Raw genomic sequence first — 24,983 nt, 5'->3', positions numbered from 1 at the left:
CATGGCGCATGAGGTTCGTGAGTCCCGACTGCTGATCGTGGGGCTCGGCTTGATCGGCGGCTCTCTGGCGGCTGCCTTGCGTGACGCTGGCTTCGAAGGGGAAGTGCTGGCCTGCGATCCGGATGCCGACGAGATCGCTCGGGGCGTCGAGATGGGCTTGATCGAACGGGGAGACACGCACCTGGCAACGCTGCTCGATGGGGTCAGCATGATCGTGCTGGCGGTGCCGGTGCTGGCCATGCGCGAGGTGCTCGAAACCTTGGCGGAGCAAGGCGTGGCCGATGATCCGTCCGTGGTGATCACCGATGTAGGCAGTACCAAGGGCGCCATTCGCGAGGCGGCGGAAGCGGCGTTCGGTCGCCTGCCGGTCAACCTGGTGCTCGGTCATCCCATCGCGGGCTCCGAGAAGAGCGGAGTGGCGGCGTCCGACCCACACCTCTATGCACAGCATAAGGTGATCCTGACACCGATGGCGACTACCAACCGGCGCGCCGTGGCCCGGGTAAGGTCCCTGTGGCAGGCGACCGGTGCCGAGGTGCTGGAGATGGAAGTGGAGCGCCACGACCAGGTCCTGGCGCGCACCAGCCATCTGCCGCATCTGCTGGCCTTTTCGCTGGTGGATACCCTGGCGCGTCAGGATGAGCGGCTCGAGATATTTCGTTACGCCGCCGGCGGCTTTCGCGACTTCACACGCATCGCCGGCAGCGACCCTGTCATGTGGCGCGATATCTTCACCGCCAATCGCCAAGCGGTGCTGGCTGCCCTCGATGATTTTGAAGCGGGGCTCGCTCGCCTGCGGCAAGCCGTCAGCGACGGTGATGCCGATGCCATGCTGTCGACCTTCGATCGCGCCAGTCATGCCCGACACTACTTCGATTCTCTATTGAACCAGAGCAGTTACCAGGCGGAGTATCAGATGCAAGAACAAACGACGTTGTGCTACCGGGCCGGCCCCGGCGGTGACGTGCGGGGGCGCATTCGCGTGCCCGGCGACAAGTCGATCTCCCACCGTGCCATCATGCTGGGCGCCCTGGCGGAAGGTGTCACGGAAGTGTCGGGCTTTCTCGAAGGTGAAGACAGTCTGGCTACCCTGCAGGCATTCCGCGAGATGGGTGTTGCCATTGAGGGGCCGCACCAGGGGCGCGTGACGATTCACGGGGTCGGGCTGCATGGCCTGCAGGCGCCGTCGGGGCCGCTCTATGTCGGCAACGCCGGGACCGCCATGCGCCTCTTCGCCGGCTTGCTGGCCGGTCAGGCATTCGATACCGAGCTGACCGGCGACGTTTCGCTGACCAAGCGGCCCATGGGCCGGGTTGCTGACCCGCTGCGCGAGATGGGCGCGGTGATCGAGACGGCCGAGGGGGGGCGTCCGCCGCTCAAGCTGCGGGGCGGGCAGGCGCTCAAGGGCATCACCTACGACATGCCGATGGCCAGTGCCCAGGTGAAGTCCTGCCTGTTGCTCGCCGGCCTTTATGCCGAGGGCGAGACGCGAGTGCGTGAGCCGGCACCGACACGCGATCATACCGAACGCATGCTGGGCGGCTTCGGTTACCGGGTGGAACGTGAGGGCGACACCTGCTGGCTCGAGGGCGGTGGCAAGCTTACCGCGTCGCCCATCGATGTGCCGTCCGATATTTCCTCGGCAACCTTCTTCCTGGTCGCCGCGGCGATCACGCCGGGTGCCGATCTGGTGCTCGAGCATGTCGGTGTCAATCCGACGCGCATCGGCGTGATCAACATCCTGCGCCTGATGGGGGCCGACTTGCGCCTGGAGAACGCGCGCGAAGTGGGCGGCGAGCCGGTGGCCGATCTTCATATCCGCCATGCGCCGCTCAAGGGTATCGACATTCCCGTCGACCAGGTGCCGTTGGCCATCGACGAGTTCCCGGCGCTGTTCGTCGCCGCGGCCAATGCCGAGGGAGTGACCCGGCTGCGTGATGCTGCCGAGCTGAGGGTCAAGGAGTCCGATCGGCTCCAGGCAATGGCCGATGGCTTTGCGGTACTGGGCATCGAGCACCGGCTTTACGATGATGGCATCGACATCATCGGTCATGGCGGCGAAGGGCCGAGCTACGGTGGTGGCCGCGTCGATAGCCTGGGCGACCACCGTATTGCCATGTCCTTCGCGGTGGCAGCGTTGCGGGCCAGTGAGTCGATCACGATCGATGACTGCGCCAATGTGGCCACGTCCTTTCCCGGCTTCATCGAGCTGGCGCGGCGCGTGGGGCTGACCATCGAGGCGCAACAGGAGGATGCATGAGTGAACAGGTCGCGGTCCTGACCATCGATGGCCCCGGAGGCGCCGGCAAGGGAACGATCAGCCGGCTTGTCGCCGAGCGCCTGGGATGGCATCTGCTCGACAGTGGCGCACTCTATCGGCTCACCGCCCTGGCAGCCCTTCGCCATGAAGTGGCACTGGACGACGAACCCGCCTTGGCGCAGGTTGCGGCAGGGCTCGACGTGGTCTTCCTCGCCGAGGGCGGGGAAGGTCGGGTGTTGCTCGAGGGGCGAGATGTGAGTGGCGAGATCCGGACCGAGCAGGTCGGCGATGCCGCCTCCCGGGTCGCCTCGCTGTCCGACGTTCGCACCGCCTTGCTGCAGCGTCAGCGGGATTTCCGCCAGGCGCCCGGCCTGGTGGCCGACGGGCGTGACATGGGAACGGTGGTCTTCCGGGATGCGCCGCTCAAGATCTTTCTCACCGCGTCGGCGGAAGAGCGCGCCAGGCGACGACACCTGCAGTTGCGAGAGGCGGGGGTGGATGCTAGTCTATCGAGTCTTCTAAAGGAGATTCAGGCACGCGATGCACGGGATATGCAGCGCAGCGTGGCGCCCTTGGTGCCGGCCGATGATGCCGTCACACTGGATACCACGAGCCTGACGATACCGGAAGTGGTGGATCGGCTGACGGCATTGCTGGCCCGAGAGGGTCTGATACCGGATGCCTGAGCTCCCTTGCGGCGCCTTCGGCAAGATGTGATGACGTGGATGGGCATTTGATTTCCGTGAGCCCGTCCAGGTCGAACCAGCGCCAACATCCCCGAGGGTAGTCTGAAATGGCCCGCACTTGCTGGTGGTGCGGAGGAAAGCGGCTTCGGTCGCACTCACGTTGATCACGTAGGAACATCATGAGCGAAAGCTTTGCTGAACTGTTTGAACAGTCTCTCCAAGACATCAACATGGAGCCGGGCGCCATCGTCGCGGCTACCGTCGTCGACATCGAAGGTGACTGGGTCACCGTCAATGCCGGCCTGAAGTCCGAAGGTCAGATTCCCGCGGCCCAGTTCCGCGACGACAACGGCGAGCTGACCATCGCCGTCGGCGACGAAGTGCACGTCGCTCTGGAAGCCGTTGAAGACGGTTTCGGCGAGACCCGTCTGTCTCGCGAAAAGGCCAAGCGCGCCGAGGCATGGAAGGTTCTGGAAGCTGCCTTCGAGAAGGAAGAGATCGTCAAGGGCGTGATCAACGGCAAGGTCAAGGGTGGCTTCACCGTCGACGTGGATTCCATCCGCGCCTTCCTGCCGGGCTCCCTGGTCGATGTGCGTCCGGTGCGCGACACCACGCATCTCGAGAACAAGGAACTCGATTTCAAGGTCATCAAGCTCGATCCGAAGCGCAACAACGTGGTGGTTTCCCGCCGCGCCGTGCTCGAGGCCGAGAACAGCGCCGAGCGTGAAGCTCTGCTCGCCACGCTGCAGGAAGGCCAGCAGATCATCGGTATCGTCAAGAACCTCACCGACTATGGTGCCTTCGTCGATCTGGGTGGCGTCGATGGCCTGCTGCACATCACCGACATGGCCTGGAAGCGCATCAAGCATCCCAGCGAGATCGTGGCTGTCGGTGACGAAGTCAACGTCAAGGTCCTCAAGTTCGACCGCGAGCGCAATCGCGTGTCTCTGGGCTTGAAGCAGCTGGGCGAAGATCCGTGGGTCAACATCAAGGATCGTTACCCGGAAGGCACCAAGGTGCATGCCACCGTCACCAACCTCACCGACTACGGCTGCTTCGCCGAGCTGGAAGAGGGTGTCGAGGGCCTGGTCCACGTCTCCGAAATGGACTGGACCAACAAGAACATCCACCCGTCCAAGGTCGTTCAGGTCGGCGACGACGTGGATGTCATGGTGCTGGATATCGACGAGGAGCGTCGTCGTATCTCGCTGGGCATCAAGCAGTGCACCGCGAACCCCTGGGAGACCTTCAACGCCCAGTACAACAAGGGCGACCGTGTCTCCGGTACCATCAAGTCGATCACCGACTTCGGTATCTTCATCGGCCTGGAAGGCGGCATCGACGGTCTGGTTCACCTGTCCGACATTTCCTGGACCGAAAGCGGCGAGGAAGCGGTACGCAACTTCAAGAAGGGCGATGAGGCGGAAGCTGTCATCCTGTCCATCGATCCCGAGCGCGAGCGCATCTCGCTGGGTATCAAGCAGCTCGATACCGATCCGGTTGCCGAGTTCCTGGCCGTCAACGACAAGGGCTCCATCGTCACGGGTCGTGTGGTCGAGGTTGATGCCAAGGAGGCTCACGTCGAGCTCGCCACCGACGTCATCGCCGTGCTGAAGGCCTCCGAGATCAGCGCTGATCGCGTTGAGGATGCACGCAACGTGCTGAACGAGGGCGATAGCGTCGAGGCTCGCATCGTCGGTGTGGACCGCAAGAATCGTCAGATCAACTTGTCCGTCAAGGCCAAGGATCAAGACGATACGCGTCGCAACATGACCAAGCTGCGCGAGCAGGATGCCGAGGGCGATGGCCCGACTACCATCGGTGACCTGATCAAGCAGCAGATGGGTCAGGACTGATTCGTCGACGCCAGACGTCTTCGACGAGTTCCATCTCGACACCGCCCCTTCGGGGCGGTGTTTTTTTTATGCTTTCAGATTGAGGTGTCTTATATGGGCGACAAAGGACATTAAAATTGACGTTGTGCTTGGGCATTCGGTCTTTTTTATTTGTGCCATATGCTTATATCCTATGCGCAAGCTGGATGCGAAGCGCAAAGTCTATCCATGACTTGCCATCGACATGAGAGCAAGAGTTGCTCATCGTGTTATTAAACGCGATAATAACAAGTGTCCCGAAAATTCCCATCCCGTAAATCAAGGAATATTTAGATGTCTTCACTGCTTAGCAACTACATGCAGAAGGAAGAGCAGCTCAAGCAGCTGCAGGCCGAGCTGGAAAAGCTCGAGAACGACGAGCGTCTCAAGGCGGAGCTGGAGTTCAAGAACAAGCTGCAGGCACTCATGAGTGAGTTCGACAAGAGTGCGACAGATGTGATTGAGCTGCTCAGTCCCAAGACGGCCAGTGGCGGCACTGCCTCCAAGAGTGCTGCTGCCAGCGGCGGCGGCCGTCGCAAGCGCAAGCTGAAGATCTACAAGAACCCCAATACTGGCGAAGTCGTCGAGACTCGTGGTGGCAACCAGAAGACGCTCAAGAGCTGGAAGGATGAGTTCGGTGCCGATACTGTCGAGTCCTGGTTGGTTCGTGTGGAAGAATGATCATGCCTTGATCGCCGTTGCCTGGTTATAATACAGGGCAAGGCGACAGCGTCTCGATTTTCGAACAACACTGTCGCCCATTGGGGACAGTGTTGTTTCGTTTACGATTGAGAGATGTCTCCTTGGTGTTCCTGCAAAGTGAACCTGGTCGTCAACAGGGAACGCCATAGTTGGTTCAGTGTCTATTTGAACTGTCCCTTGTGCTGTCAAGGCCGGGACAGATGCCTTCTCGGAGCAGAGAAGCCGTGCCCTTTGCGTTGTCGTGGGCGGGTGCTCTCGCGCTTCGTGCTGGCTGACAGCAACGGATGATAGTCGCTTTTCAAGCGAGTATACTGGAAGACTCATGCCTCACCAGGCCGGCAACGGTCGGAGTCGTCTTCCCGTCGCGGTTTTACTTGGAACCGATCGGTAGCGAATGAAATATCAGAATTCACGAAAACCCATGGATGAGCGCGAAAAGTTGCGCAAGTTCCGGGAGCTTGATGACGCCTTCGCCCAAGCGTTGCGTGAGCTCGAACAGCCCGATAACACCCTGGATATTCCCACCGGTCCCCCGGTCCGCTCCTTGGCGGCATTGGACGAGGAAGAGCGCCAAAAAGAGCGGGAAGCGATGTTCGAGCATCGTCTCAAGACGTTGATGCAGGACTATGCCCAGCCGGCGGAAAGCGTCAGCCACCTCCTGGAAACCTTGAAGGCGTTGGGCAAGATCGCCTGAGTCTACCTGTCTCGATATCGATAGATGCGCAGACTGGGCAAAAGCGGCGTGTCCTCGAGGCGAGCATCGCTGCGTTTCGCTCGGGTGCGCTTCTCGGGGGGGTGTCGTGGTGGCTGGTTGATATCTGGAAGCTGGCCATTGGCCGTCGGCACGAACAGGGGCAGGGCGACGTTCATTGCCTGTCGTGAGTGGCCGTTGTCGAGCGGTTCGCGAAAGAACAGGTTGGCACGCATCAAGGGGGCTTGGGGTTGGACCTGGGCCAGGGGCTCGCTGTCGGGAAGCCCGGCGAGGGTGCGTAACTGGATGCGGACGTGAGCCGCATCGCTATCGAGCGCCAGCAGCATGCGTTCGGCGTCGCGGACGCTCAGGCGCTTGATGGAGCGTCCGCTGGTATACCAGGCCAGCCGGATGCGGGATACCTCTGCGGGGGCTGCCGGGATGGCTCGCCAGCACTGCTTGAGATGGAGCCGCGCCAGGCCGACACCGTGCAAGTGTGCATGCAGGGCCGGGTGGCGAAAGGGCAGCACGGCCTTGATCTCCGGGATCAGGCCGGGTACCTCGCGGCGTATCTCGGCAAGCTGCTCGGCGAAGGCCTTCTTGGCGGCATTGACTGCCCCGAGCTTCTCCATGACCGCCTCGTTCGCGGCGAACAAGCCAATGTAGCTGCGAGTGCTGCGACCGTCCTGCCCATCCTGATACCAGAAATCGAGCAAGGCACGGTGCAACCAGGCGGCATCCGCTGGAGCCGTTTCGAAGGTCCAGCTTTCGGCGTTGGAAAGACGCCAGGTGTCGACCAGGGCTTCTGCGCGCTCCACCAGGCGGTCGAACGCCGCTTCCAGTTTCGCCAGTAACCGGTACTCCGGCGCTTGTGTGGTCATCGTCACGTCATCGGGTCGTCGCGGTCGGCTCGGGCCAGCATGGCGTCGATATCGGTTTCATCCATGGCGGTCTCGCCGGCAATACGATGGGATTCATCCGCCCAGGCACCCAGGTCCAGCAATCGGCATCGCTTGCTGCAAAAGGGGCGGTAGGGGTTCTCCGATGTCCAGAGAACCTTTTTCCGACATTGGGGACAGGCGATTTCGAGGGGACGGTCTGTATGGGACTCGGACATGGGGGTCTCGTCGCGGGTTGCGGTGAGGGATTTGTGACAAGGATGACGAATCAGCGTGCCGGGGGCAATCCGCCTAACGCGCGATACTTGCGATCGAGTTCGGCGACCCGGTCGGCCAGGTCTTGCTCGTCACCTTCGTTGAGCAGGATGTCGTCGGCTCGGGAGAGGCGCTTTTCGCGAGACATCTGAGCTGCCACGATGGCGCGGGCCTGGGACTCGTCAACACCGTCGCGGCGCGCCGTGCGGGCGATCTGCAGGGATTCGGGAACATCGATGACCAGGCAGCGGTCGACCAGCTCGGATTGTCCGGACTCGAACAGCAACGGCGAGACCAGCAGGGCGTAGGGAACCTCGCGTTGCCGAAAGTCGTCCAGTCGTTCGTTGAGCCTGGCTCGAATGCGAGGGTGGGTCACGGATTCCAGCCAGTGACGCTCGGCTTCGTCGGCGAAGACGATGTCCCGCAGGGCCCGGCGATCGAGCTGGCCGTCCTCGAGCAGAATTCGGGAGCCGTGGCGCCGATGGATCTCGTCGAGTGCCGGCTCGCCTGGTGCAACGATTTCCCGGGCGATGTCGTCGGCATCCACCCAGGGGATACCGAGTCGGGCGAAGGCGCGTGCCACCGTCGACTTGCCCGAGGCGATGCCGCCGGTGATACCGATGATCGGAAGTCTTGAGGTCATGTCATGAGAACCATTGAAGATACAACGCCATCAGGGGCTCACCGGCCAGCAGCATTATCCAGCCGGCCAGCGCGAGCCAGGGGCCAAAGGGCATGGGCTGGCCACGCTTCGCGGGGTCGAGGGCTTGGCTCGTCAGGCCGAACAGGGCGCCTCCCGCTGCCGCCAGGATCAACAGCAGGGGCAGATATGGCCAGCCGAGCCAGGCGCCCATGGCGGCCATCAGCTTGAAGTCGCCATGGCCCATGCCCTGCTTGCCGGTCACGCGCTGGAACAGGGCATGAAAGCCCCACAGCGACACATAACCGAGCATGGCGCCAAGTACGGCATCCGGCAAGCCGAGGGGCTGGAAGAGCCAGTGATAGAGCAGGCCGGCCCAGAGCAGCGGCAGGGTCAGGATGTCCGGCAAAAGCTGCAGCCGCAGGTCGATCACCGCCAGGGCGAGCAGGGTCAGACAGGCGCCGAGGAGGAAGGCGGCTTCAAGCGTAGGCCCCTGAAGCGCCAGGATCGTGACAGCGAAGAGGCCTCCGGCGAGTTCCACCAGCGGGTACTGGGCACTGATCGGCTGTCGGCAATAGGCACAGCGGCCACGCAGTCCGAGCCAGCTGATCAATGGGAGTTTGTGTCGCCAGGCGATGGGCGTTTCGCAGCGAGGACATATCGATGACGGGCTGAGCAGATCGAAGCGAGGCGATGGCTCGGCGTCGAGTGACAGAGCAGCCCGGGCCTCGGCGCGCCAGCGGCGCATCAGCATCACCGGCAGACGGGTGATGACCACATTCAGGAAACTGCCGAGACTCAGTCCCAGCAGCGCGGCGAGCGGCCAGAGCAGAAGCGAGGGGAGGGTGCCGGGCATGGGAATCTCCTTCCGTGGTGTCCCTGTCGACCATTGTACGGGTCATGCCGTGGTGTTGTCCGCCTCGCCGGGCCGAAACGGGCTGTCGCGTCGCGGCGGGATGGTCTAGAATCTGCTCCCTCATCTCGTCAGGAACGCGACCATGACCCAGACGCTCGGACCGGTGATGCTGGACCTTGAGGGCCCACGGCTGCGCCGCGAGGAACAGGAACTGCTCCGGCATCCCTCGGTGGGAGGCGTTATCCTGTTCGGCCGCAATGTCGAGGACGCTCTCCAGGTACGCGAACTGTGCCAGTCGATTCGACGGATTCGCCCCGACTTGCTGCTGACCATCGATCAGGAGGGAGGCCGCGTTCAGCGCCTGCGCCAGGGGGTGACGCGGCTGCCATCCATGTCACGCCTGGGGCGCGAGTACGAGGTCGCCCCGGAGGTGGCCCAGCGCCTCTGCCAGGATGCCGGTTGGTTGCTCGGCATGGAAATGGCGGGGTGTGGCCTGGATTTGAGCTTCGCTCCCGTGCTCGATGTCGACAGCGGCCTTTCCTCGGTCATCGGCGATCGCAGCTTTGGCGGTTCCCCGGAAGTCGTCAGCGAGCTGGCGGGTGCCTTTGTCGAAGGGCTCCATGAAGCCGGCATGGCGGCAGTGGGCAAGCATTTCCCCGGCCATGGCGGTGTCGCTGCCGATTCGCATCATGAATTGCCCGTGGACGAGCGCCCACTGCCGTCTCTGATGGCGCATGACCTGGTGCCGTTTCGCGCGCTGGCTACACATCTAGATGGCATGATGCCGGCGCATGTGGTCTATCCCGATTTCGATCATCGACCGGCGGGATTTTCTCCGGCCTGGCTCGGCATGCTGCGTGAGACCCTGGGCTTCAAGGGCACGATCTTCTCGGATGACCTGAGCATGGGCGGGGCCTGCACCGCCGGCACACCGGCCGAGCGGGCTCGGCTGGCCCTGGAGGCCGGGTGTGACATCCTGCTGGTCTGCAATGACCGGGCCGCTGCCCTTGAAGTGCTGGAAGCCTGCCAGGGGCAGACGTCCAAGCGTGGCGGCAGACTGCGTTACGCTCGTGCCCGCCCCGATCTCGATGCCATGAGCGCATTGGCGCGCTGGCGTCGCGTGCATGCCCGCCTCGAGGCCATGGCCGCCGACTGACGTTCCCTTGACACTGCAACAACGAGCCTTCGATGCCTAAACTCGATGCCGATGCCCTTCCGTCCCTGGCCGACATGCGTGAGGTCATGGAGAGTGCCGACTGCCTGATTTCCCAGGAGGAAGTCGAGCGTGCCCTGGACCGCATGGCCGACGAACTGACCCGTGACCTCGGTGACAGCCTGCCGGTTTTCTATTGCGTGATGAACGGGGGCTTGATCACCACTGGCCACTTGTTGACCCGCCTGGGCTTCCCTCTCGAAGTCGATTATCTGCATGCCACTCGCTATCGTGGCGGCACTCGCGGTGGCGAACTGTTCTGGCGCGTGTCGCCGGAGATCCCCATGGCCGGCCGACACGTGGTTATCGTCGACGACATCCTCGATGAAGGCGCGACCCTGGCGGCCATTCTCGATTATTGCCGGGAGGCCGGTGCGGCGAGCATTGCCACGGCGGTGCTCGTGGACAAGCGGCATGATCGCAAGGCGGTGCCGGGTCTCAAGGCCGACTATTGCGGTCTCGAGGTCGCCGATCGCTATGTGTTCGGCTATGGCATGGACTACAAGGGATACTGGCGCAACGCGCCAGGCATCTTCGCACCGAAGGGGATGTAACGCGTGTCGGGCGTCGGCCTCGTCATCGGGGCCGACGTTACCCTGTCGTTGTCGTTCCGTTCCGCTGTGGCCGGGCTTGACCTCGAGCCGCCGGGCGTTGTCACGGGACGGTGATGACTACCGCCGGACGGGACGCTTCTGCAGCTTGCGTTGCAAGGTGCGGCGGTGCATGCCAAGCGCTCGGGCGGTAGCGGAAATGTTGCCGTCGTGCTCCTGCAGCACTTTCTGGATGTGCTCCCAGGTCAGTCGATTGATCGAGGGAGGCGTTTCCGCCACTTCGGCCTCCGGGTCGCCTTCCTCCCGGGACAGCGCGGTCAGTACCTCGTCGGCGTCGACCGGCTTGCACAGGTAGTTGACGGCGCCGAGCTTGATGGCTTCGACGGCGGTGGCGATGCTCGAATAGCCCGTCAATACCACTATGCGGCAGTCTGGTACCAGTTCCAGCAGCTCCGGCAACAGCTTGAGTCCGGACTCATGTTCCAGCTTGAGGTCCAGGGTCGCGAATTCCGGCTGGTGGAGGCGTGCCAGCTCAAGGGCCTCGCTGCCGTCGTGGGCGACCAGGACCTCGAAGTTGCGTCGCGTCATCGCGCGATGAAGCACATGGCGGAACATTTCGTCATCATCGACGATCAGCAGGCGTTGGGGTGTCTCTTGCATGTTCCTTGTATCCTCGTTCAGGCGTCGGTTCAGGCCGAGGTATCGCTACGAGGCAGGCTGACCTCTGTCAGGGTGCCGCCTTGCGGATGATTGTACAGGCTCACGCCCCCGCCGAAGCGGTTGATGGTGGCGTGGGTCAGAAACAGGCCGATGCCGAGTCCCTTGCTCTTGGTGGAGACGAAGGTGTCGCCAAGCTGGTCGGCGATCGACAAGGCGACACCCGGGCCGTGGTCGCGAATGTCGATGACCACTTCCTCGATGTTCCAGTCCATGTGAATGGCAATGTCGTTGGGATTGGCGTCGGCGGCGTTGTTGAGCAGGTTGGTCAGTGCCTGGTCCAGGGTGGCGTCCACCGCCAGCTTGGGCTGGCCGCGCTTGTCGGCGATCTCGAGGTGATGATCGACATCGGGGCGCAGCACCAGCCAGCGTTGCACCACGCTGTTCAGCCATTCCTTGGCATCGCGCACCTCGGGATTGGCCATGCGGCGACGATCCGCATTGTCGACCAGGTGGCGCAGGCGCGCCTTGCAGGTATCGACCTGTTCGCGGAGCAGGTCGATGTCCTTCTCCAGCCGGGCATCGCCGGCGACATCTTCGCGCATCTCGCTCAGCAGCACCGCCATGGTGGACAAGGGGGTGCCCAGCTCATGGGCGGTACCGGCGGCTTGCGTCGCCACCGCGAGCACCTGCTCGTTGCGCAGTGCCGACTCTCGGGTACGGGACAGCGACTGTTCACGATTGCGCAGCGCGCGGGCCATTTTGTAGATGAAGAAGGTCACCAGCCCCGCCGAAAGCCCGAAGTTGAGCCACATGCCCAGGGTGTGCAGATTGACCCAGCTCTGGGCATGGGGCATGCCGAGCTGAGGGACGGGATGATAGAAGAACATCAGAAAGCTGTAACCGGCCATGCCGGCGACGGCGACCGCCCAGGCGTGGCGCCAGGGCAACGTCGCCGCGGCGATGGTCACCGGCACCAGGTAGTAACCGATGAAAGGGTTGGTGGAGCCGCCAATGAGATAGAACAGCAGGGTAAGACCCGCGATATCGGCGAGCAGGTGGGCGAGGTACTCACCGTGCGTCACCGCCCAGGGGCGCCCGAGGCGCCACCAGGTGCCGATGTTGATCAGGCTCATCGCCGCCATCACGGCGATCACCGCAGGAATATCCAGCACGAAGCCGAGCCCGGCGATGCCGATGATGACGCCGATCAGAAAACCGGTCCAGGTGATGCCTCGAACGATGGTCAGACGTACCAGGTTACGGTTCGGAGTGGACAGCGGTAATGGCAAAGGGGCTTGCATGGACGCTCCGCGATCGAGACGGACCCCGATGATAACCGATCCACCCTAGGCTTGGCCTTGCATGGGGCGCGACGCTATGTCGCCCCTTTGGACCAGGGAGGCGGGGGCGATGCCGGCAGGGTCAAGCCTCCTGTCGTTTCAGTTCGCTCCAGGCCGCATAAGTGCTGAGAAAGACGCGGCCTGACAAGTCGTCGAGGAAATGGCTCTTCTTGAGGCGATCCATCACGGGCCCCTTGACCTCAGCCAGGTGCAGGGTGACGCGGGAATCCTTGAGCCGAGCGTTGATGGCGTCGAGGCTTTCCAGCGCCGAGGCGTCGATCAGGTTTACTGCCGAGCAGATCAGCACCACGTGTTCCAGTTCCGGGCGGCTGGCTACCAAGGTGTAGACGGTATCCTCCAGGTAGCGGGCATTGGCGAAATAGAGGCTTTCGTCGATGCGCAACAGTGCCAGGTGGCTGAAGGTTTCGGCACTGTGGCGTGTGACGCTACGGAAATGCTCGGTGCCCGGAATGCGGCCGACCAGGGCGCTGTGGGGGCGGCTCGTGCGATACAGGAAGAGGCCGATGGACAGCGCGACCCCGCTGATGATACCGGCTTCGACACCCTCGGCGAGCGTCAACAGGATGGTCAGCGCCATGGCCGAGAAATCGCTGCGTGAATAGCGCCAAGTCTGTCGAATCAAAGGGATGTCCACCAAGGTCAGCACGGCCACGATGATGGTGGCGGCGAGGGTGGCGATGGGCAGGTGACGAAGCAGCGGCGTCAAGGCAAGGGTGACCAGGGCGATACCGACGGCGGCGAAGGCGCCGGCCATGGGAGTTCGGGCGCCGGATTCGAAGTTGATGACGGTACGTGACAGGCCGCCGGTGACGGGCATGCCGGCAGACAAGGCGGCGGCGATGTTGGCGCCTCCCAGGCCGAGCAGTTCCTGGTTGGGCGAGATGCGTTCGCGGCGCTTGGCGGCCAGCATCTGCGCCATGGAGATCGATTCGACGAATCCGACCACGCTGATCAGCAGGGCCGGCACGAGCAGCTCCCGCCACAGGGGCAGATCGAGGGTCGGGAAGGTCAGAGGGGGCAGGCCTTTCGGTATATCACCGACTACCGCCACGCCCCGCGCTTCCAGGTCCAGCCACCAACTGAGCAGGGTCGTGATGATAACGGCGAAGACCGGACCGGCTCGGGTACAGAGGGTTGCCAGGCCCTTGGGCATGCCGATTGCCGTCAAGGTCATCTTGCCGTAGCGACGCAGGAGGAACAGGAACGCCAGGCAACCGGTCCCCAGGACGAGCGTCGGCCAATGCAGGGTATCGAGGTGCGTGGCCAGTCCTGTGAGCAGTGACAGGGCCGTGTAACCCGCCGTGTCGATGCCGGACAGGTGAGTGAGCTGGCTGATGGCGATCAAGAGTCCCGAGGCGGACAGGAAACCGCCGATCACGGGGTGGCTGAGGAAGTTGGCGAAAAAGCCAAGGCGTAGCAGGCCCATCACCAGCAGCATGGCCCCGGACAGCAACGATAAGGTGAGAGCGGCATCCAGATAGGCCGGCGAGCCTGGCGGTGCCACGCCCGAAAGGGCCGCACCGGTCATCAGCGCTATGATGGCTACCGGCCCGACAGCCAGGGTGCGACTGGTGCCGAGCAGCGCGTAGGCCAGCAGCGGCAGGATGCTGGCGTACAAGCCGACGACTGCCGGGAGGCCGGCAAGGATGGCATAGGCCAGTGATTGGGGAATCACCATGACGGTGACGATCACGCCCGCCAGCAGGTCGGCACCGAACAGACGACGGGTGTAGTGGGGAAGCCAGGTCAGTATCGGAAGATATTTCTTGAGCATCCAGGCCAGTCGCAGGTGAATGAATCGAAGGGCAAATTCTCCGACAGCCTAAACGATCCGCGGGTGTCGGTCAGCGATAACGTGCCAGAAAACGCGTATCCAGATGCCGCTTGGCGAGCAGGGCCAGCCGGCCACCCCACCAGAGGCGTCCTCGAAGGGCGAGCCCCTGGCCGTCGCCCAGGTCGAGAATCGACAAGGCATGTCGCCGAGGGAGATAGCGAGCCGATGGTGCCTTGCCCGTCAGGCTGGCGACGAGGTTGGCGAGCAGGACAGGTGCCTGGCGGACGCCATGAACCCCTAGCCGGGGAAGGCGGTACCCGTCCAGGGCTGCACAGTCGCCGGCGGCAAAGACCTCGGGGGTGGCGGGGCTCTGGAGGGTTTCGGTCACGACCAGGCCGCGTTCCGCTCGCGCCGGAAGTCCCAGTCGTTCGATGACGGCCGGGGCAATCAGGCCGGTGGCAATGATCAGGTGATCGGCATCGGCTGGCGCTGCCTGGGCATGAGGTCTTACCTGGATGTCCAGCGCCTCGAGACGTTGTCTCAGCCAGGCGACGGCGCCGGGAGGTGCCTGGCTCAGCAGGCCGCTATGCCCGGTCAGCAGAATGATCTCCGCGGTGGCGCCATGCCACCTGGCCAGGGCACGCAGGTTGCAGGCCACTTCCACGCCGCTGGCGCCGCCACCCAGCACCACCAGTCGGAGCGTCTTGCCGAGAGAGAAGTCGCGCGCAAGGCGCAGTCGCAGGGCGAGCAGGCAGGGAATTGGCTTGACCGGCCAGCATTCGAGGCCATCGGGGAGAGGCGTCGGATATCGAACGCTGGACCCGATGTTGAGTGACAGCAGGGTATAGTCCAATGTCCGGCCATCGTCGAGATGCGCCTGGCGCAGCCGGGCATCGAGCCCGACCAGACGTGCGCGACAGGCGTCGGCCCCCTGGCGACGGGCCAGGGCGGCAGGATCAATGCGGTCGGCCTCGGGTGAGCAGCGACCGCCCAGCATGCCGGTGGCCAGGCCCGAATACCAGAAGCCGCCCGGATCGACCAGCACGAGACGCTCGACCGGCAGACGATGACGATGACGCAGCAGGTGCAGGTGGGCATGGCCTGCTCCGATCAGCAGTAGGGTGCGGCGTGTCATGAGCTCGCCATGTCAGGCTTCGTTGGCTTCCCTGGGGCGATCTTGCCAGGCTGTCCAGGAGTAGAGGGCCAGGCTGAACCAGATCAGGATGAAGGTTGCCAGTTGCGTTGGCGCCAGGGGCTCGTTGAACACCAGCAGGGCGATCAGGAACTGGATGCTCGGGTTGAGATACATCAGGAAGCCCAGGGTGGCCAGACGCAGGCGGCGAGCGGCACCGGCAAAGGCCAGCAGGGGCAGTGCGGTGATCACGCCGCTGGCGATCAGCAGAAAGGTGCTGCGGTAGTTGGCCAGGAAGTGGGACAGGCCGGCTTCACTGAGCCAGGCCAGTGCCAGCAGCCCGAGCGGCATCAGCAGCAGGGTTTCGACGAACAGGCCGGAGAGGCCGTCCAGCGGCACCTGCTTGCGCAGCAGACCATAGGTTCCGAAGGTCAGTGCCAGGGCCAGGCTGATCCAGGGCACCTCGCCGAGCATCACCAGTTGAATGATGATGGCGATGCCCGCCAGGGCCACGGCGACTCCCTGTAGAGGCCGCATGCGTTCACGCAGTACCAGCAGGCCGAGCGTCACGTTGACCAGCGGGGTCAGGAAGTAGCCGAGGCTGGCCTGGAGCACCTGGCGGCTCTCCACGGCATAGATGTAGAGCCCCCAGTTGAGTCCGATCAATATCGCGCAGGCGAGAACACGCCCGAGCCGACGTGGATGGCGCAAGGCCTCGGCGACTGGTGACCAGCGGCGCAGCAGGGTGACCAGCCCCACCAGGAACACGCAGGACCACAGGACCCGGTGAATGAGTACCTCGTAGGCGGGGATCCCCTCGAACAAGGCGAAGAAGAGCGGGAAGCACCCCCACATCAGGTAGGCGGTGAGGCCGAATCCGACCCCCTTGCCGGCGTCGGGGGAAACGGTTTGAGTCCTTGGCATGTTAAGCTTCCTAAGAATGTCCGACCTATCATAGGGCCGGTATCGTTTCGATGCCATGGCTGCGCGATGCCGGTGTCTCGATTAGGCTGAAGACTGTCCCGTTCGACGATGGAGTCCCTGTATGACCGAGCTGCGAACGACCCTGGTGCAGTGCGACCTGCGCTGGGAGGATCCCGATGCCAACTGCCGAATGCTCGAGGAGACGCTGGGTGATCTCGGTGCCGATCAGACCGACTTGATCGTGCTGCCGGAGATGTTTGCCACCGGGTTCACCATGAACTCGAGAGAAATGGCCGAGCCCATGGATGAGAGCGCGACTGTTGCCTGGTTGCGCGACCAGGCCGTGCGCCGTGGCTGCGTGATCACTGGCAGTGTGGCGGTGGTCGAGGGGGAAGAGTGCTTCAATCGCCTGCTCTGGGCACGACCGGACGGTAGCCTGGTCAATTACGACAAGCGTCACCTGTTCCGCATGGCCGGCGAGCACGAACGTTATGCCATGGGGCACGAACGGGTGATCGTCGAACTCAAGGGGTTCCGGATTCTGCTCAGCGTCTGTTATGACCTGCGCTTCCCCGTGTGGCTGCGCCAGCAGCCGGCCCCCGGCGAACACTTCGAATACGATGCCTTGCTGTGCGTCGCTAACTGGCCGGCGCCGCGTCGGCATCCCTGGCGCGTGCTGCTGCAGGCCCGTGCGGTGGAGAACCTGTGCCCGGTGATCGGCGTCAATCGCGTCGGCGAGGATGCGAAGGGGCTCGGCTACGCCGGCGACTCCATGCTGATCGATGCCAAGGGCGAGGCGTTGATCGATGAACCCAGGGATGTGCCCTTCGTGAAGACCGGCACCTTGTCGCTGGACGACCTGCAAGCCTTCCGCGAGAAGTTTCCCGCCTGGCGCGATGCCGATCATTTCACCCTGTCGGACGGAGTTGGCGAGTGATGCGACTGGATCGTTTTCTGGCGGAAAGCACCGACCTGACGCGAAGTCTGGCCAAGCGTGCTCTGATACGTGGTGAAGTCAGCGTCAATGGTGAACTGGAGAAGAAGGCGGCCCGCCATTTGGAAGAGGCCGATCGGGTCGTCTGGCTGGGAGAGTCCCTCTCCTTGGTGGGGGTGCGCTATATCATGCTGCACAAGCCCGAAGGCGTGGAATGCACGGCCCGGCGTGGCCTCTATCCCCGCGCGGTGGATCTGCTCGATGTCCCCAAGGCCGAGCGCTTGAAGCCGGTCGGTCGTCTCGATGTCGAGACGACGGGCCTTTTGCTGCTGACCGATGATGGCCAGTGGTCACACCGTATCACCTCGCCGCGTCGGCGTTGTGCCAAGGGGTACATGGCCCAACTGGCGCGTCCCCTCGAGGGTGATGCGGCCAGGCAGGCGGTGGACGCCTTTGCCGAGGGCATCGTGCTGGAGGGGGACGAGGCACCGACCCGGCCTGCCGAGTTGACGATACTGGATGCCCATCGCGCGAGGCTGGTCATCGATGAGGGCCGTTATCATCAGGTTCGGCGCATGTTCGCTGCCATCGGCAACCATGTCGAGGCGCTGCATCGCGAATCCATCGGGCCGCTGCTCCTCGATGACGCACTGGCTCCCGGAGAGTGGCGTGAACTCGAGCCGGAGGAGGTGGCGTTGTTCTGAAACGGTGGCGTCTGTGGTGGCAATGTGGCGTCCACGCTCGCCATCAGGCGTTTCTCTCTATCATTATACCGTTATCTTGGCGGTTGGCCGCCCAACTCACATCGAGAGGCATGGACCGACCCGACGAAATTCGTTAACATTCTAACTTTTAACATTCATTGCTGTATGTATAGCCCGTCGGAGCCCATGCATGTCACGCTTGCCTGCCTTTTCTCGTCATTGCGCACTCCCTTGGCTGTCGGCGCTGCTCGTGGTGGTCGCGAGTCCCGCCGATGCCGACGGGCTCTTCACGCTCAAGAGCGAGAACGACATCTATTCGGGTGGCTCGGATGGCCACTATACCAATGGCCTTGAAGCCACCTGGTCCTTCCAGACGTCGCCCGAACACTGGCTGAACGACCTGGCCGATAGGTTGCCGGGTTGGTCCAGTGGTGAACTGGATGGCGGGGCCTATCGACTTTCGCACCAGATCTATACGCCTCTCGATATCGGCGAGGAAGCTCTGGACGTATCGGATCGTCCCTATGCCGGGGTGTTGTTGGGGGGTGTGTCGCTGTTCGACAGTACTCCCCATGATGACTGGCGTCGCCTGCGCACCCTGAATCTCGATGCTGGTATCGTCGGGCCGGCCGCTGGTGGCGAGACCATCCAGCGCGAGCTGCACCACGTGCTCGACTCCGAAAAGCCCCGAGGCTGGCAGTATCAGTTGCATAACGAGCCGATCCTCAACTTGTCCTACGAGACGGCCTGGATCGGTCGGGAGCACCTGAATGGATTGGAGGTGGAGTACGGGCCGAACCTGGGGTTCGCGTTGGGCAATCTCTATACCTATGGGTCAGTCGGCGGCGGGGTGCGACTTGGCGAGAACCTGAGCCGTAGCTTCGGTATCCCGTCGATTGCGCCAGCCCAGGGTGGACGCTCCTTCTTTCTTCCCGATCAGGGATTTGGCTGGTATGCCTTTGCGGCCCTGAAAGGGCGCTACATGGCCCATAACCTGCTGCTGGATGGCAATACCTTCGAGGACAGTCATTCCGTCGATCGCGAGGAATGGGTCGGCGATGCGCTGGTCGGCGTGGCATTCAACTGGGATCGCTGGCAGCTTTCCGTCACCCACGCATGGCGGACCAAGGAGTTTCGGGAACAGCCCGAATCCGACAGCTTCGGCTCGCTGTCGCTGGCCTTCTGGTACTAGGCAACGGCAAGCCGTAGCGCCGGGAGTCGTTCATTGCGGCAGGGCCGGCTGACGTTCCTGCAGCCCCGCGGCCTTCACCAGGGCCTTCGTGTAGTCCGTGGCGGGATGTTCCAGCACCGCAAGACAGTCGCCGCTTTCCACCATTTCACCATCCTTCAGTACCAGGATCCGATGTGCCATGGCGCGCACCACTGCCAGGTCGTGGCTGATGAACAAATAGCTGATGCCTCGGCGACGTTGCAGTTCACGCAGCAGGCTGACGAGTTGCGCCTGGACACTGCGATCCAGCGCCGAGGTCGGCTCGTCGAGCACCACCAGTTCAGGGGCCATGATGATCGCGCGAGCGATGGCAATGCGCTGGCGCTGGCCGCCGGAAAATTCGTGAGGATATCGCGAGGCGCAGCCCTCGGGCAGACCGACTTCCTTCAGGGTGCCATGGACATGACGTTCCACCTCGTCGGCGCCAAGTTCAGGGTGGTGGAAGCGCAATCCTTCGCTGATGATGTCCGATACCGGCATGCGAGGCGAGAGGGAGCCAAAGGGATCCTGAAAGACGACCTGGAAGCGACGGCGTTGACGGCGCAAGTCACCACCGCTCAGGCGGTCCAGTCGCGTGCCGTCGAAATCGAGGGTGCCGCGACAGGGCACAAGGCGCAGCAACGCTTGGGCGAGCGTACTCTTGCCGGAGCCGGATTCGCCGACGATGCCAAGCGTTTCGCCGGGTGCTATCTGCAGATCCAGGGGTTTGACCGCCTCGAAGGGAGCGGGGCGCCGCTGGAAGAGGCGTTTGGGGCGCTGGAAGCTCACGGCGATGCCTTGGGCATCGAGCAGAGGCGTCCTGGCGGCGGCGAGGGGGGCGGGACGTCCACTCGGTTCGGCATCCAGCAGGGCGCGTGTATGGGAACTCTGCGGTGAGCTGAAGACGTCATCGACGACGCCCGTTTCCTGGGCCTGTCCCTTGTGCATGACGCACACTCGATCAGCGTGGTGGCGCACCAGGTTGAGGTCGTGAGTGATGAACAGCATCCCCATGTCCTGCTCATCGCGCAGCTCGGCCAGCAGGGCCAGAATCTCGCGTTGCACCGTGACGTCCAGTGCCGTGGTCGGCTCATCGGCGACCAGCAGTCGCGGAGCGTTGGCAATGGCCATGGCGATCATCACCCGCTGGCGCTGGCCACCGGAAAGCTGGTGGGGCCAGGCATCGAGAAGCTCTGCGGCGCGCGGCAGGCGAACGCGTTCTAGCAGCTCATGGCAGCGCCGGCGTGCGGCCTTGCCCGTCATCCCCTGGTGCAAGCGCAATACTTCGCCGATCTGCTTGCCGACAGTATGCAGAGGGTTGAGGGAGGTCATGGGCTCCTGGAAGACGAAACCGACCCGGCCACCGCGCACGGCTTGCCACTCCCGGTGCGAAAGGCTTGCCAGGTCGAGGCCTTCGAGCCGTCGGCCACCGCTCAGTGAAGCGCTGGAAGGCAGCAGGCCGAGTGCGCCGAGTGCCGAGACAGACTTGCCGGAACCGGATTCGCCGACCAGGGCCAGGGTCTCGCCGCGTTGCACTTCCAGGGACAGCGATTCGACCACTGGCGTGCCGTCGAAGGCGATGGTCAGGTCATCGAGCTGGAACAGAGGCTGGTCAGGCATCGCGCAGGGCCCTCGCGTCGGTGGTGCTCGTGCCGGCGTGCTGGATATGACGGGGGTCGAAGGCATCCCGCAAGCCTTCGCCGATGAATACCAGCAGCGAGAGCATGATCGACAGTGTCATGAAGGCTGTGATGCCTAGCCAGGGGGCCTGGAGATTGTTCTTGCCCTGGGCGACCAGTTCGCCCAGCGAAGGCGAGCCAGGGGGCAGGCCGAAGCCGAGGAAGTCCAGGGCGGTCAGGGTGGTGATGCCACCGGTGAACAGGAAGGGGATGAAGGTCAGAGTGGCCACCATGGCGTTGGGCAGCACATGGCGCCACATGATTAGCCGCGAGGGCAGCCCCATGGCGCGGGCGGCACGGACGTACTCGAGGTTGCGGGCGCGCAGGAACTCGGCGCGGACCACATCGACCAGCCCCAGCCAGGAAAACAGCAGCATGATGCCGAGCAGCCACCACAGGTTGGGTTCCACCAGGCTGGCCAGGATGATCAGCAGGAACAGCACCGGCAGGCCCGACCAGATCTCGGTGAGGCGCTGGCCGATTAGGTCGACCTTGCCGCCGAAATAGCCCTGAACACCGCCGATCACGACACCGAGCACGAGGGAGCCGGCGGTGAGTACCAGCGCGAAGACCACCGACAGGCGAAAGCCGTAGATCACCCGAGCCAGGACGTCGCGGCCCTGATCGTCGGTGCCCAGCCAGTGCTCGCCGTCCGGAGGCGAGGGTGCCGGGTGGCGCAGTGCCATGTCCAGGGTATCGTAGGAATAGGGAATGGGCGGCCAGAGCATCCAGCCATCCGCCTCGATGGTCTCTCGGGTGTAGCGATCGCGATAGTCCGCCGGTGTAGGAAGAAAACCGCCGAACTCGGTGTCGGGATAGTCCACGAGCAGTGGGACATACCAGTCCCCCTGGTATTGCATCAACAGTGGCTTGTCGTTGGCCACCAGTTCGGCACCGAGGCTGAACACGAACAGTGCCATGAATATCCATAGTGATATCCGGGCGCGTCGGTTGCGTCGGAAGACATCAAGCCGGCGGCGCGTAATGGGAGACAAGCGAGAAGTCGCGGCATCGAGCATGATCAAGACTCCCGCGTTTCGAAATCGATACGGGGATCGACCCACACATAGGTCAGATCTGATATCAGCTTCAGGATCAGACCAATCAGCGTATAGAGATAAAGGGTGCCAAAGATCACCGGGTAATCGCGCTGCATGACGGCCTCGAAGCCCAGCAGGCCGAGGCCGTTGAGAGAGAAGATCACTTCGATCAGCAGTGCGCCGGTGAAGAAGATGCCGATCAGTGCCGAAGGCAGGCCGGCGATGATGATCAACATGGCATTGCGGAAGACGTGCCCATAGAGCACGCGACGATCACTGGCTCCCTTGGCGCGAGCGGTGAGCACGTACTGTTTGTGAATCTCGTCGAGAAAGCTGTTCTTGGTCAGCATGGTCAGGGTGGCGAAACTGCCGATGGCCGAGGCGGCGACCGGTAGGCTGATATGCCAGAAATAGTCCTTTACCTTGCCCCAGACCGAGAGCTCGGGAAAGTCTGGCGAGGTCAGGCCGCGCAACGGGAAGATATCCCAGTAGCTGCCGCCGGCGAACAGCACGATCAGCAGGATGGCGAACAGGAAGCCGGGAATGGCATAGCCGACGATGACCACCCCCGAGGTCCAGATGTCGAAGCGCGTTCCGTGCTTGAGTGCCTTGCGGATGCCCAGCGGTATCGAGATCAGATAGACCAGCAGGGTGGTCCACAGGCCCAGGGATATCGAGACCGGCAGGCGTTCGAGGATCAGGGACGTGACCGCGGTGCCGTGGAAGAAACTCTCGCCGAGATCGAAGGTCGTGTAGTCGACGAGCATGTCGAGGAAACGCTCCGGCGCCGGCTTGTCAAAGCCGAACTGGGCTTCCAGTCGTTCGATGAGTTGCGGCGGCATGCCACGACTGCCACGGGAATCATCGCCCGAGACCACCTCTCCGCCGCCACCCTCGAGGCGGGTGCTGGATTGTGCGGATAGTCCCTCGAAACGAGCCAGCATCTGGTCGATGGGGCCGCCGGGAGCGGCCTGGACGATGATGAAGTTGAGCAGCAGGATTCCCAGCAAGGTGGGAATCATCAGCAGCAGGCGGCGCAGGGTATAGGCGGCCACGACAACTCCTCAAGCAGGTGATGGAGAACTAGTTGCCATTCTGGCGGGCTTCGACCTGGGTGGCGCGTTGCGGATCGACCCACCAGGCGTCCAGGTCCAGGCCGTATTCCGGGAAGGGTTCCTTCCAGCCGAACTTGTCCCAGAAGGCCAGTCGGGTGCCTGGCAGGTGCCACTGGGGAATCACGTAGAATCCCCAGCGCAGCACGCGATCGAGGGCCTGGGCCGCAGTATCCAGCTCGGCGCGCGTATCGGCGGCGATCAAGCGCTCCACCAGATCGTCGATGACCGGGTTTTCCAGCCCGATGAGGTTGCTGCTCTGGGGAGCGTGGGCATACTTGCTGCCCCAGAATTCACGTTGTTCGTTTCCGGGGCTGGCCGATTGCGGGAAGCTGCCGACGATGATATCGAAGTCAAAGTTGCCCCGGCGATTGAGGTACTGGTTGACGTCCACGACACGGATCTTGCCCTGAATGCCCAGCCGTTTCAGGTTGCGCAACAGCGGATGCACGATACGCTCGAAGCGAGTGTCGTGCAGGAGTACCTCGAGTCGCAAGGGCTCACCGTCGGGCGTGATCAACTGGCCGTCACGATAGGTGTAGCCGGCTTCGGTCAGCAGTTCATGGGCACGTCGGAGGCGGGCGCGGGGTTCCTCGGGCATGTCGATGGGCAGGGGCGAGTCGAAGACGCGCTCGGGCAGGGCGTCGCGATGAGGCTCGAGCAGTGCCAACTCCGCGTCACTGGGCAGTCCCTCAGCGGCCATTTCAGAATTGGCGAAGTAACTGTGGGTACGCTGATAGGCGCCGTAGAAGAGGTTCTTGTTCAGCCACTCGAAGTCGAAGGCAAGGTTCAGGGCTTCGCGCAGGCGCACGTCCTGGAATTTGTCGCGCCGGAGGTTCATGACATAGGCCTGCATGCCCGCGGGCTGGCCGTCGGGGATCTCAAGGCGCTTGACGAAGCCGTCATTGGCGGCAGGGAAGTCATAGCCGGTCGCCCAGTTGCGGGCCGTGGAGCCGATGCGAAAGTCCAGGTTGCCGGCCTTGAAGGCTTCCATGGCCACGGAAGCATCGCGGTAATAGTCGAAGATAAGCCGGTCGATATTATGGCGACCACGGTTGACCGGAAGGTCCCGGCCCCAGTAGTCGTCGACGCGCTCGTAGACGATGCGGCGGCCCGGGTCGACCTCGGCAATCCGGTAGGGGCCCGAACCGAGCAGGGCATCACGAGTGGGTTGGGTGAAGTCGCGATCCTGCCAGTAGTGGGCGGGTAGTACCGGCATCTGGCCAAGGATCAAGGGAAGCTCGCGGGACTCGCTGCCGGCCAGGTCGAAATGCACGGTGTCCTCGTCCACGGCGCGCACATCGGCCACACCGGCATAGTAGGCTCCGTATAAGGGTTGCCCCTTCTCGGTAAGTGTCTTGAAGCTGAAGAGCACGTCTTCGGCCGTGACCGGCGTGCCGTCGTGAAAGCGCGCCCGGGGGTCGAGGTCGAACTCGACCCAGTGCCGCTGCGGGTCGAGGCGAATGCCGGAGGCCAGCAGCCCATACATGGTGAAGGGCTCGTTCGGGTTCCGGGTGAGCAGGGTGTCGTAGGTGTTGCCGAGTCCGGCGGCCGGGGTTCCCTGGACGATATACGGGTTGGTCGAGTCGAAACTGCTGCCCGTTGCGGCACGGGTCAGGGTTCCCCCGACCGGCGCGTCCGGATTGGTGTGGGGAAAGTGGGAGAAATCCTCGTGCAGTGCCGGCTCGCCGTAAAGGGCAAGTGCGTGTCGGGTGGGAACATCGGCGGGGTCGGCGGCCATGGCGGAGGCGTTGGCCATGACCGCCATCAGCGGCAGGAGCAGTCGCATCATCGGAGAGGATCCTTTCCCTGCGTCAACAAGACGG

At 63.3% G+C, this 24,983-nt stretch carries 23 protein-coding genes; 10 read left to right on the top strand and 13 right to left on the bottom strand.

Annotation, left to right across the window (positions count from 1 at the left end):
- Position 1: 1 nt before the first annotated feature.
- The 5 genes from HSDC_RS03645 to HSDC_RS03625 all read left to right on the top strand — a co-directional run bounded on the left by HSDC_RS03645 (position 2) and on the right by HSDC_RS03625 (position 6,216).
- Complete coding sequence (locus tag HSDC_RS03645; RefSeq protein ID WP_064698533.1) at positions 2–2,260, top strand: bifunctional prephenate dehydrogenase/3-phosphoshikimate 1-carboxyvinyltransferase; 2,259 nt, start codon at positions 2–4, stop codon at positions 2,258–2,260.
- Complete coding sequence (gene cmk / locus HSDC_RS03640; RefSeq protein WP_064698532.1) at positions 2,257–2,946, top strand: (d)CMP kinase; 690 nt, start codon at positions 2,257–2,259, stop codon at positions 2,944–2,946. The genes HSDC_RS03645 and cmk overlap by 4 nt, the downstream gene beginning before the upstream one ends.
- Before the next feature lie 179 nt (positions 2,947–3,125).
- Positions 3,126–4,802 (top strand): 30S ribosomal protein S1, encoded by a 1,677-nt coding sequence (gene rpsA, locus HSDC_RS03635; protein WP_064698531.1) that lies wholly within the window; start codon positions 3,126–3,128, stop codon positions 4,800–4,802.
- A 312-nt stretch (positions 4,803–5,114) separates the two neighbouring features.
- Positions 5,115–5,501, top strand: a complete 387-nt coding sequence (locus HSDC_RS03630; RefSeq protein WP_064698530.1) for a histone-like nucleoid-structuring protein, MvaT/MvaU family — start codon at positions 5,115–5,117, stop codon at positions 5,499–5,501.
- Between the two features lie 442 nt (positions 5,502–5,943).
- Entirely contained in the window at positions 5,944–6,216 is a 273-nt protein-coding gene (locus HSDC_RS03625; protein WP_244534410.1) for a hypothetical protein, read from the top strand.
- 2 nt (positions 6,217–6,218) lie between these two features.
- On the opposite strand, the gene HSDC_RS03620 is transcribed toward HSDC_RS03625, so the two are convergent.
- From HSDC_RS03620 to HSDC_RS03605, 4 genes are read right to left on the bottom strand one after another with little or no spacing between them, the layout of a single operon-like run.
- The gene (locus HSDC_RS03620; RefSeq protein WP_064698528.1) at positions 6,219–7,094 is read right to left on the bottom strand and encodes a hypothetical protein; all 876 of its coding nucleotides are present in this window, start codon (positions 7,092–7,094) and stop codon (positions 6,219–6,221) included.
- Between the two features lie 2 nt (positions 7,095–7,096).
- On the bottom strand, positions 7,097–7,330 hold the full coding sequence (yacG, locus tag HSDC_RS03615; RefSeq protein WP_064698527.1) for a DNA gyrase inhibitor YacG: 234 nt from the start codon (positions 7,328–7,330) through the stop codon (positions 7,097–7,099).
- Positions 7,331–7,380: 50 nt separating this feature from the next.
- Positions 7,381–8,010, bottom strand: a complete 630-nt coding sequence (gene coaE, locus HSDC_RS03610) for a dephospho-CoA kinase (protein WP_064698526.1) — start codon at positions 8,008–8,010, stop codon at positions 7,381–7,383.
- A 1-nt stretch (position 8,011) separates the two neighbouring features.
- Positions 8,012–8,863, bottom strand: a complete 852-nt coding sequence (locus tag HSDC_RS03605) for a prepilin peptidase (RefSeq protein ID WP_064698525.1) — start codon at positions 8,861–8,863, stop codon at positions 8,012–8,014.
- A 142-nt stretch (positions 8,864–9,005) separates the two neighbouring features.
- Here HSDC_RS03605 and nagZ point away from each other — a divergent pair, with 142 nt between their 5' ends.
- Both nagZ and HSDC_RS03595 read left to right on the top strand, forming a co-directional pair.
- Positions 9,006–10,019, top strand: coding sequence for a beta-N-acetylhexosaminidase (gene nagZ, locus HSDC_RS03600; protein WP_064698524.1), 1,014 nt, complete (start codon positions 9,006–9,008; stop codon positions 10,017–10,019).
- 32 nt (positions 10,020–10,051) lie between these two features.
- The gene (locus tag HSDC_RS03595) at positions 10,052–10,630 is read left to right on the top strand and encodes a hypoxanthine-guanine phosphoribosyltransferase (RefSeq protein ID WP_064698523.1); all 579 of its coding nucleotides are present in this window, start codon (positions 10,052–10,054) and stop codon (positions 10,628–10,630) included.
- A 117-nt stretch (positions 10,631–10,747) separates the two neighbouring features.
- Here HSDC_RS03595 and HSDC_RS03590 read toward each other — a convergent pair whose 3' ends face one another.
- The 5 genes from HSDC_RS03590 to rarD form a co-directional block, all read right to left on the bottom strand.
- Positions 10,748–11,287 (bottom strand): response regulator transcription factor, encoded by a 540-nt coding sequence (locus tag HSDC_RS03590; RefSeq protein ID WP_064698522.1) that lies wholly within the window; start codon positions 11,285–11,287, stop codon positions 10,748–10,750.
- A gap of 29 nt (positions 11,288–11,316) precedes the next feature.
- A complete protein-coding gene (locus tag HSDC_RS03585; protein ID WP_064698521.1) occupies positions 11,317–12,588 on the bottom strand; it encodes an ATP-binding protein in 1,272 nt (423 codons plus the stop codon).
- Positions 12,589–12,709: 121 nt separating this feature from the next.
- Positions 12,710–14,422, bottom strand: a complete 1,713-nt coding sequence (locus HSDC_RS03580) for a SulP family inorganic anion transporter (protein ID WP_064698520.1) — start codon at positions 14,420–14,422, stop codon at positions 12,710–12,712.
- Between the two features lie 70 nt (positions 14,423–14,492).
- Entirely contained in the window at positions 14,493–15,557 is a 1,065-nt protein-coding gene (locus HSDC_RS03575; protein ID WP_064698519.1) for an NAD(P)/FAD-dependent oxidoreductase, read from the bottom strand.
- Positions 15,558–15,569: 12 nt separating this feature from the next.
- On the bottom strand, positions 15,570–16,478 hold the full coding sequence (rarD, locus tag HSDC_RS03570) for an EamA family transporter RarD (protein ID WP_064698518.1): 909 nt from the start codon (positions 16,476–16,478) through the stop codon (positions 15,570–15,572).
- Between the two features lie 121 nt (positions 16,479–16,599).
- On the opposite strand from rarD, the gene HSDC_RS03565 reads away from it, so the two are divergent.
- The 3 genes from HSDC_RS03565 to HSDC_RS03555 all read left to right on the top strand — a co-directional run bounded on the left by HSDC_RS03565 (position 16,600) and on the right by HSDC_RS03555 (position 19,308).
- Positions 16,600–17,415, top strand: coding sequence for an amidohydrolase (locus tag HSDC_RS03565; RefSeq protein WP_064698517.1), 816 nt, complete (start codon positions 16,600–16,602; stop codon positions 17,413–17,415).
- Positions 17,415–18,116, top strand: a complete 702-nt coding sequence (locus tag HSDC_RS03560) for a pseudouridine synthase (RefSeq protein WP_064698516.1) — start codon at positions 17,415–17,417, stop codon at positions 18,114–18,116. The genes HSDC_RS03565 and HSDC_RS03560 overlap by 1 nt, the downstream gene beginning before the upstream one ends.
- 190 nt (positions 18,117–18,306) lie before the next feature.
- The gene (locus HSDC_RS03555) at positions 18,307–19,308 is read left to right on the top strand and encodes a lipid A deacylase LpxR family protein (protein WP_082919927.1); all 1,002 of its coding nucleotides are present in this window, start codon (positions 18,307–18,309) and stop codon (positions 19,306–19,308) included.
- A 30-nt stretch (positions 19,309–19,338) separates the two neighbouring features.
- Here HSDC_RS03555 and HSDC_RS03550 read toward each other — a convergent pair whose 3' ends face one another.
- Genes HSDC_RS03550 through HSDC_RS03535 form a run of 4 tightly spaced genes read right to left on the bottom strand, consistent with a single transcriptional unit; the run spans position 19,339 to position 24,949 of the window.
- Complete coding sequence (locus tag HSDC_RS03550; RefSeq protein WP_064698515.1) at positions 19,339–20,946, bottom strand: ABC transporter ATP-binding protein; 1,608 nt, start codon at positions 20,944–20,946, stop codon at positions 19,339–19,341.
- Positions 20,939–22,024, bottom strand: coding sequence for an ABC transporter permease (locus HSDC_RS03545; protein ID WP_064698514.1), 1,086 nt, complete (start codon positions 22,022–22,024; stop codon positions 20,939–20,941). Before HSDC_RS03545 ends, HSDC_RS03550 begins: the two co-directional genes overlap by 8 nt.
- A 2-nt stretch (positions 22,025–22,026) precedes the next feature.
- The gene (locus tag HSDC_RS03540; RefSeq protein WP_064698513.1) at positions 22,027–23,100 is read right to left on the bottom strand and encodes a microcin C ABC transporter permease YejB; all 1,074 of its coding nucleotides are present in this window, start codon (positions 23,098–23,100) and stop codon (positions 22,027–22,029) included.
- Between the two features lie 28 nt (positions 23,101–23,128).
- Positions 23,129–24,949 (bottom strand): extracellular solute-binding protein, encoded by a 1,821-nt coding sequence (locus tag HSDC_RS03535; RefSeq protein ID WP_082919926.1) that lies wholly within the window; start codon positions 24,947–24,949, stop codon positions 23,129–23,131.
- Between the last annotated feature and the right edge of the window lie 34 nt (positions 24,950–24,983).

The sequence above is a fragment of the Halomonas caseinilytica genome (assembly GCF_001662285.1).
GTDB lineage: Bacteria > Pseudomonadota > Gammaproteobacteria > Pseudomonadales > Halomonadaceae > Halomonas > Halomonas caseinilytica.
This window is presented reverse-complemented; position numbering and strand designations above follow the sequence as displayed.

Bases quoted from the DNA above. Each gene is read 5' to 3' on its own strand.
- HSDC_RS03645 (WP_064698533.1), top strand. From the start codon at position 2: ATGGCGCATGAGGTTCGTGAGTCCCGACTGCTGATCGTGGGGCTCGGC.
- cmk (WP_064698532.1), top strand. From the start codon at position 2,257: ATGAGTGAACAGGTCGCGGTCCTGACCATCGATGGCCCCGGAGGCGCC.
- rpsA (WP_064698531.1), top strand. From the start codon at position 3,126: ATGAGCGAAAGCTTTGCTGAACTGTTTGAACAGTCTCTCCAAGACATC.
- HSDC_RS03630 (WP_064698530.1), top strand. From the start codon at position 5,115: ATGTCTTCACTGCTTAGCAACTACATGCAGAAGGAAGAGCAGCTCAAG.
- HSDC_RS03625 (WP_244534410.1), top strand. From the start codon at position 5,944: ATGGATGAGCGCGAAAAGTTGCGCAAGTTCCGGGAGCTTGATGACGCC.
- HSDC_RS03620 (WP_064698528.1), bottom strand. From the start codon at position 7,094: ATGACCACACAAGCGCCGGAGTACCGGTTACTGGCGAAACTGGAAGCG.
- yacG (WP_064698527.1), bottom strand. From the start codon at position 7,330: ATGTCCGAGTCCCATACAGACCGTCCCCTCGAAATCGCCTGTCCCCAA.
- coaE (WP_064698526.1), bottom strand. From the start codon at position 8,010: ATGACCTCAAGACTTCCGATCATCGGTATCACCGGCGGCATCGCCTCG.
- HSDC_RS03605 (WP_064698525.1), bottom strand. From the start codon at position 8,863: ATGCCCGGCACCCTCCCCTCGCTTCTGCTCTGGCCGCTCGCCGCGCTG.
- nagZ (WP_064698524.1), top strand. From the start codon at position 9,006: ATGACCCAGACGCTCGGACCGGTGATGCTGGACCTTGAGGGCCCACGG.
- HSDC_RS03595 (WP_064698523.1), top strand. From the start codon at position 10,052: ATGCCTAAACTCGATGCCGATGCCCTTCCGTCCCTGGCCGACATGCGT.
- HSDC_RS03590 (WP_064698522.1), bottom strand. From the start codon at position 11,287: ATGCAAGAGACACCCCAACGCCTGCTGATCGTCGATGATGACGAAATG.
- HSDC_RS03585 (WP_064698521.1), bottom strand. From the start codon at position 12,588: ATGCAAGCCCCTTTGCCATTACCGCTGTCCACTCCGAACCGTAACCTG.
- HSDC_RS03580 (WP_064698520.1), bottom strand. From the start codon at position 14,422: ATGCTCAAGAAATATCTTCCGATACTGACCTGGCTTCCCCACTACACC.
- HSDC_RS03575 (WP_064698519.1), bottom strand. From the start codon at position 15,557: ATGACACGCCGCACCCTACTGCTGATCGGAGCAGGCCATGCCCACCTG.
- rarD (WP_064698518.1), bottom strand. From the start codon at position 16,478: ATGCCAAGGACTCAAACCGTTTCCCCCGACGCCGGCAAGGGGGTCGGA.
- HSDC_RS03565 (WP_064698517.1), top strand. From the start codon at position 16,600: ATGACCGAGCTGCGAACGACCCTGGTGCAGTGCGACCTGCGCTGGGAG.
- HSDC_RS03560 (WP_064698516.1), top strand. From the start codon at position 17,415: ATGCGACTGGATCGTTTTCTGGCGGAAAGCACCGACCTGACGCGAAGT.
- HSDC_RS03555 (WP_082919927.1), top strand. From the start codon at position 18,307: ATGTCACGCTTGCCTGCCTTTTCTCGTCATTGCGCACTCCCTTGGCTG.
- HSDC_RS03550 (WP_064698515.1), bottom strand. From the start codon at position 20,946: ATGCCTGACCAGCCTCTGTTCCAGCTCGATGACCTGACCATCGCCTTC.
- HSDC_RS03545 (WP_064698514.1), bottom strand. From the start codon at position 22,024: ATGCTCGATGCCGCGACTTCTCGCTTGTCTCCCATTACGCGCCGCCGG.
- HSDC_RS03535 (WP_082919926.1), bottom strand. From the start codon at position 24,949: ATGATGCGACTGCTCCTGCCGCTGATGGCGGTCATGGCCAACGCCTCC.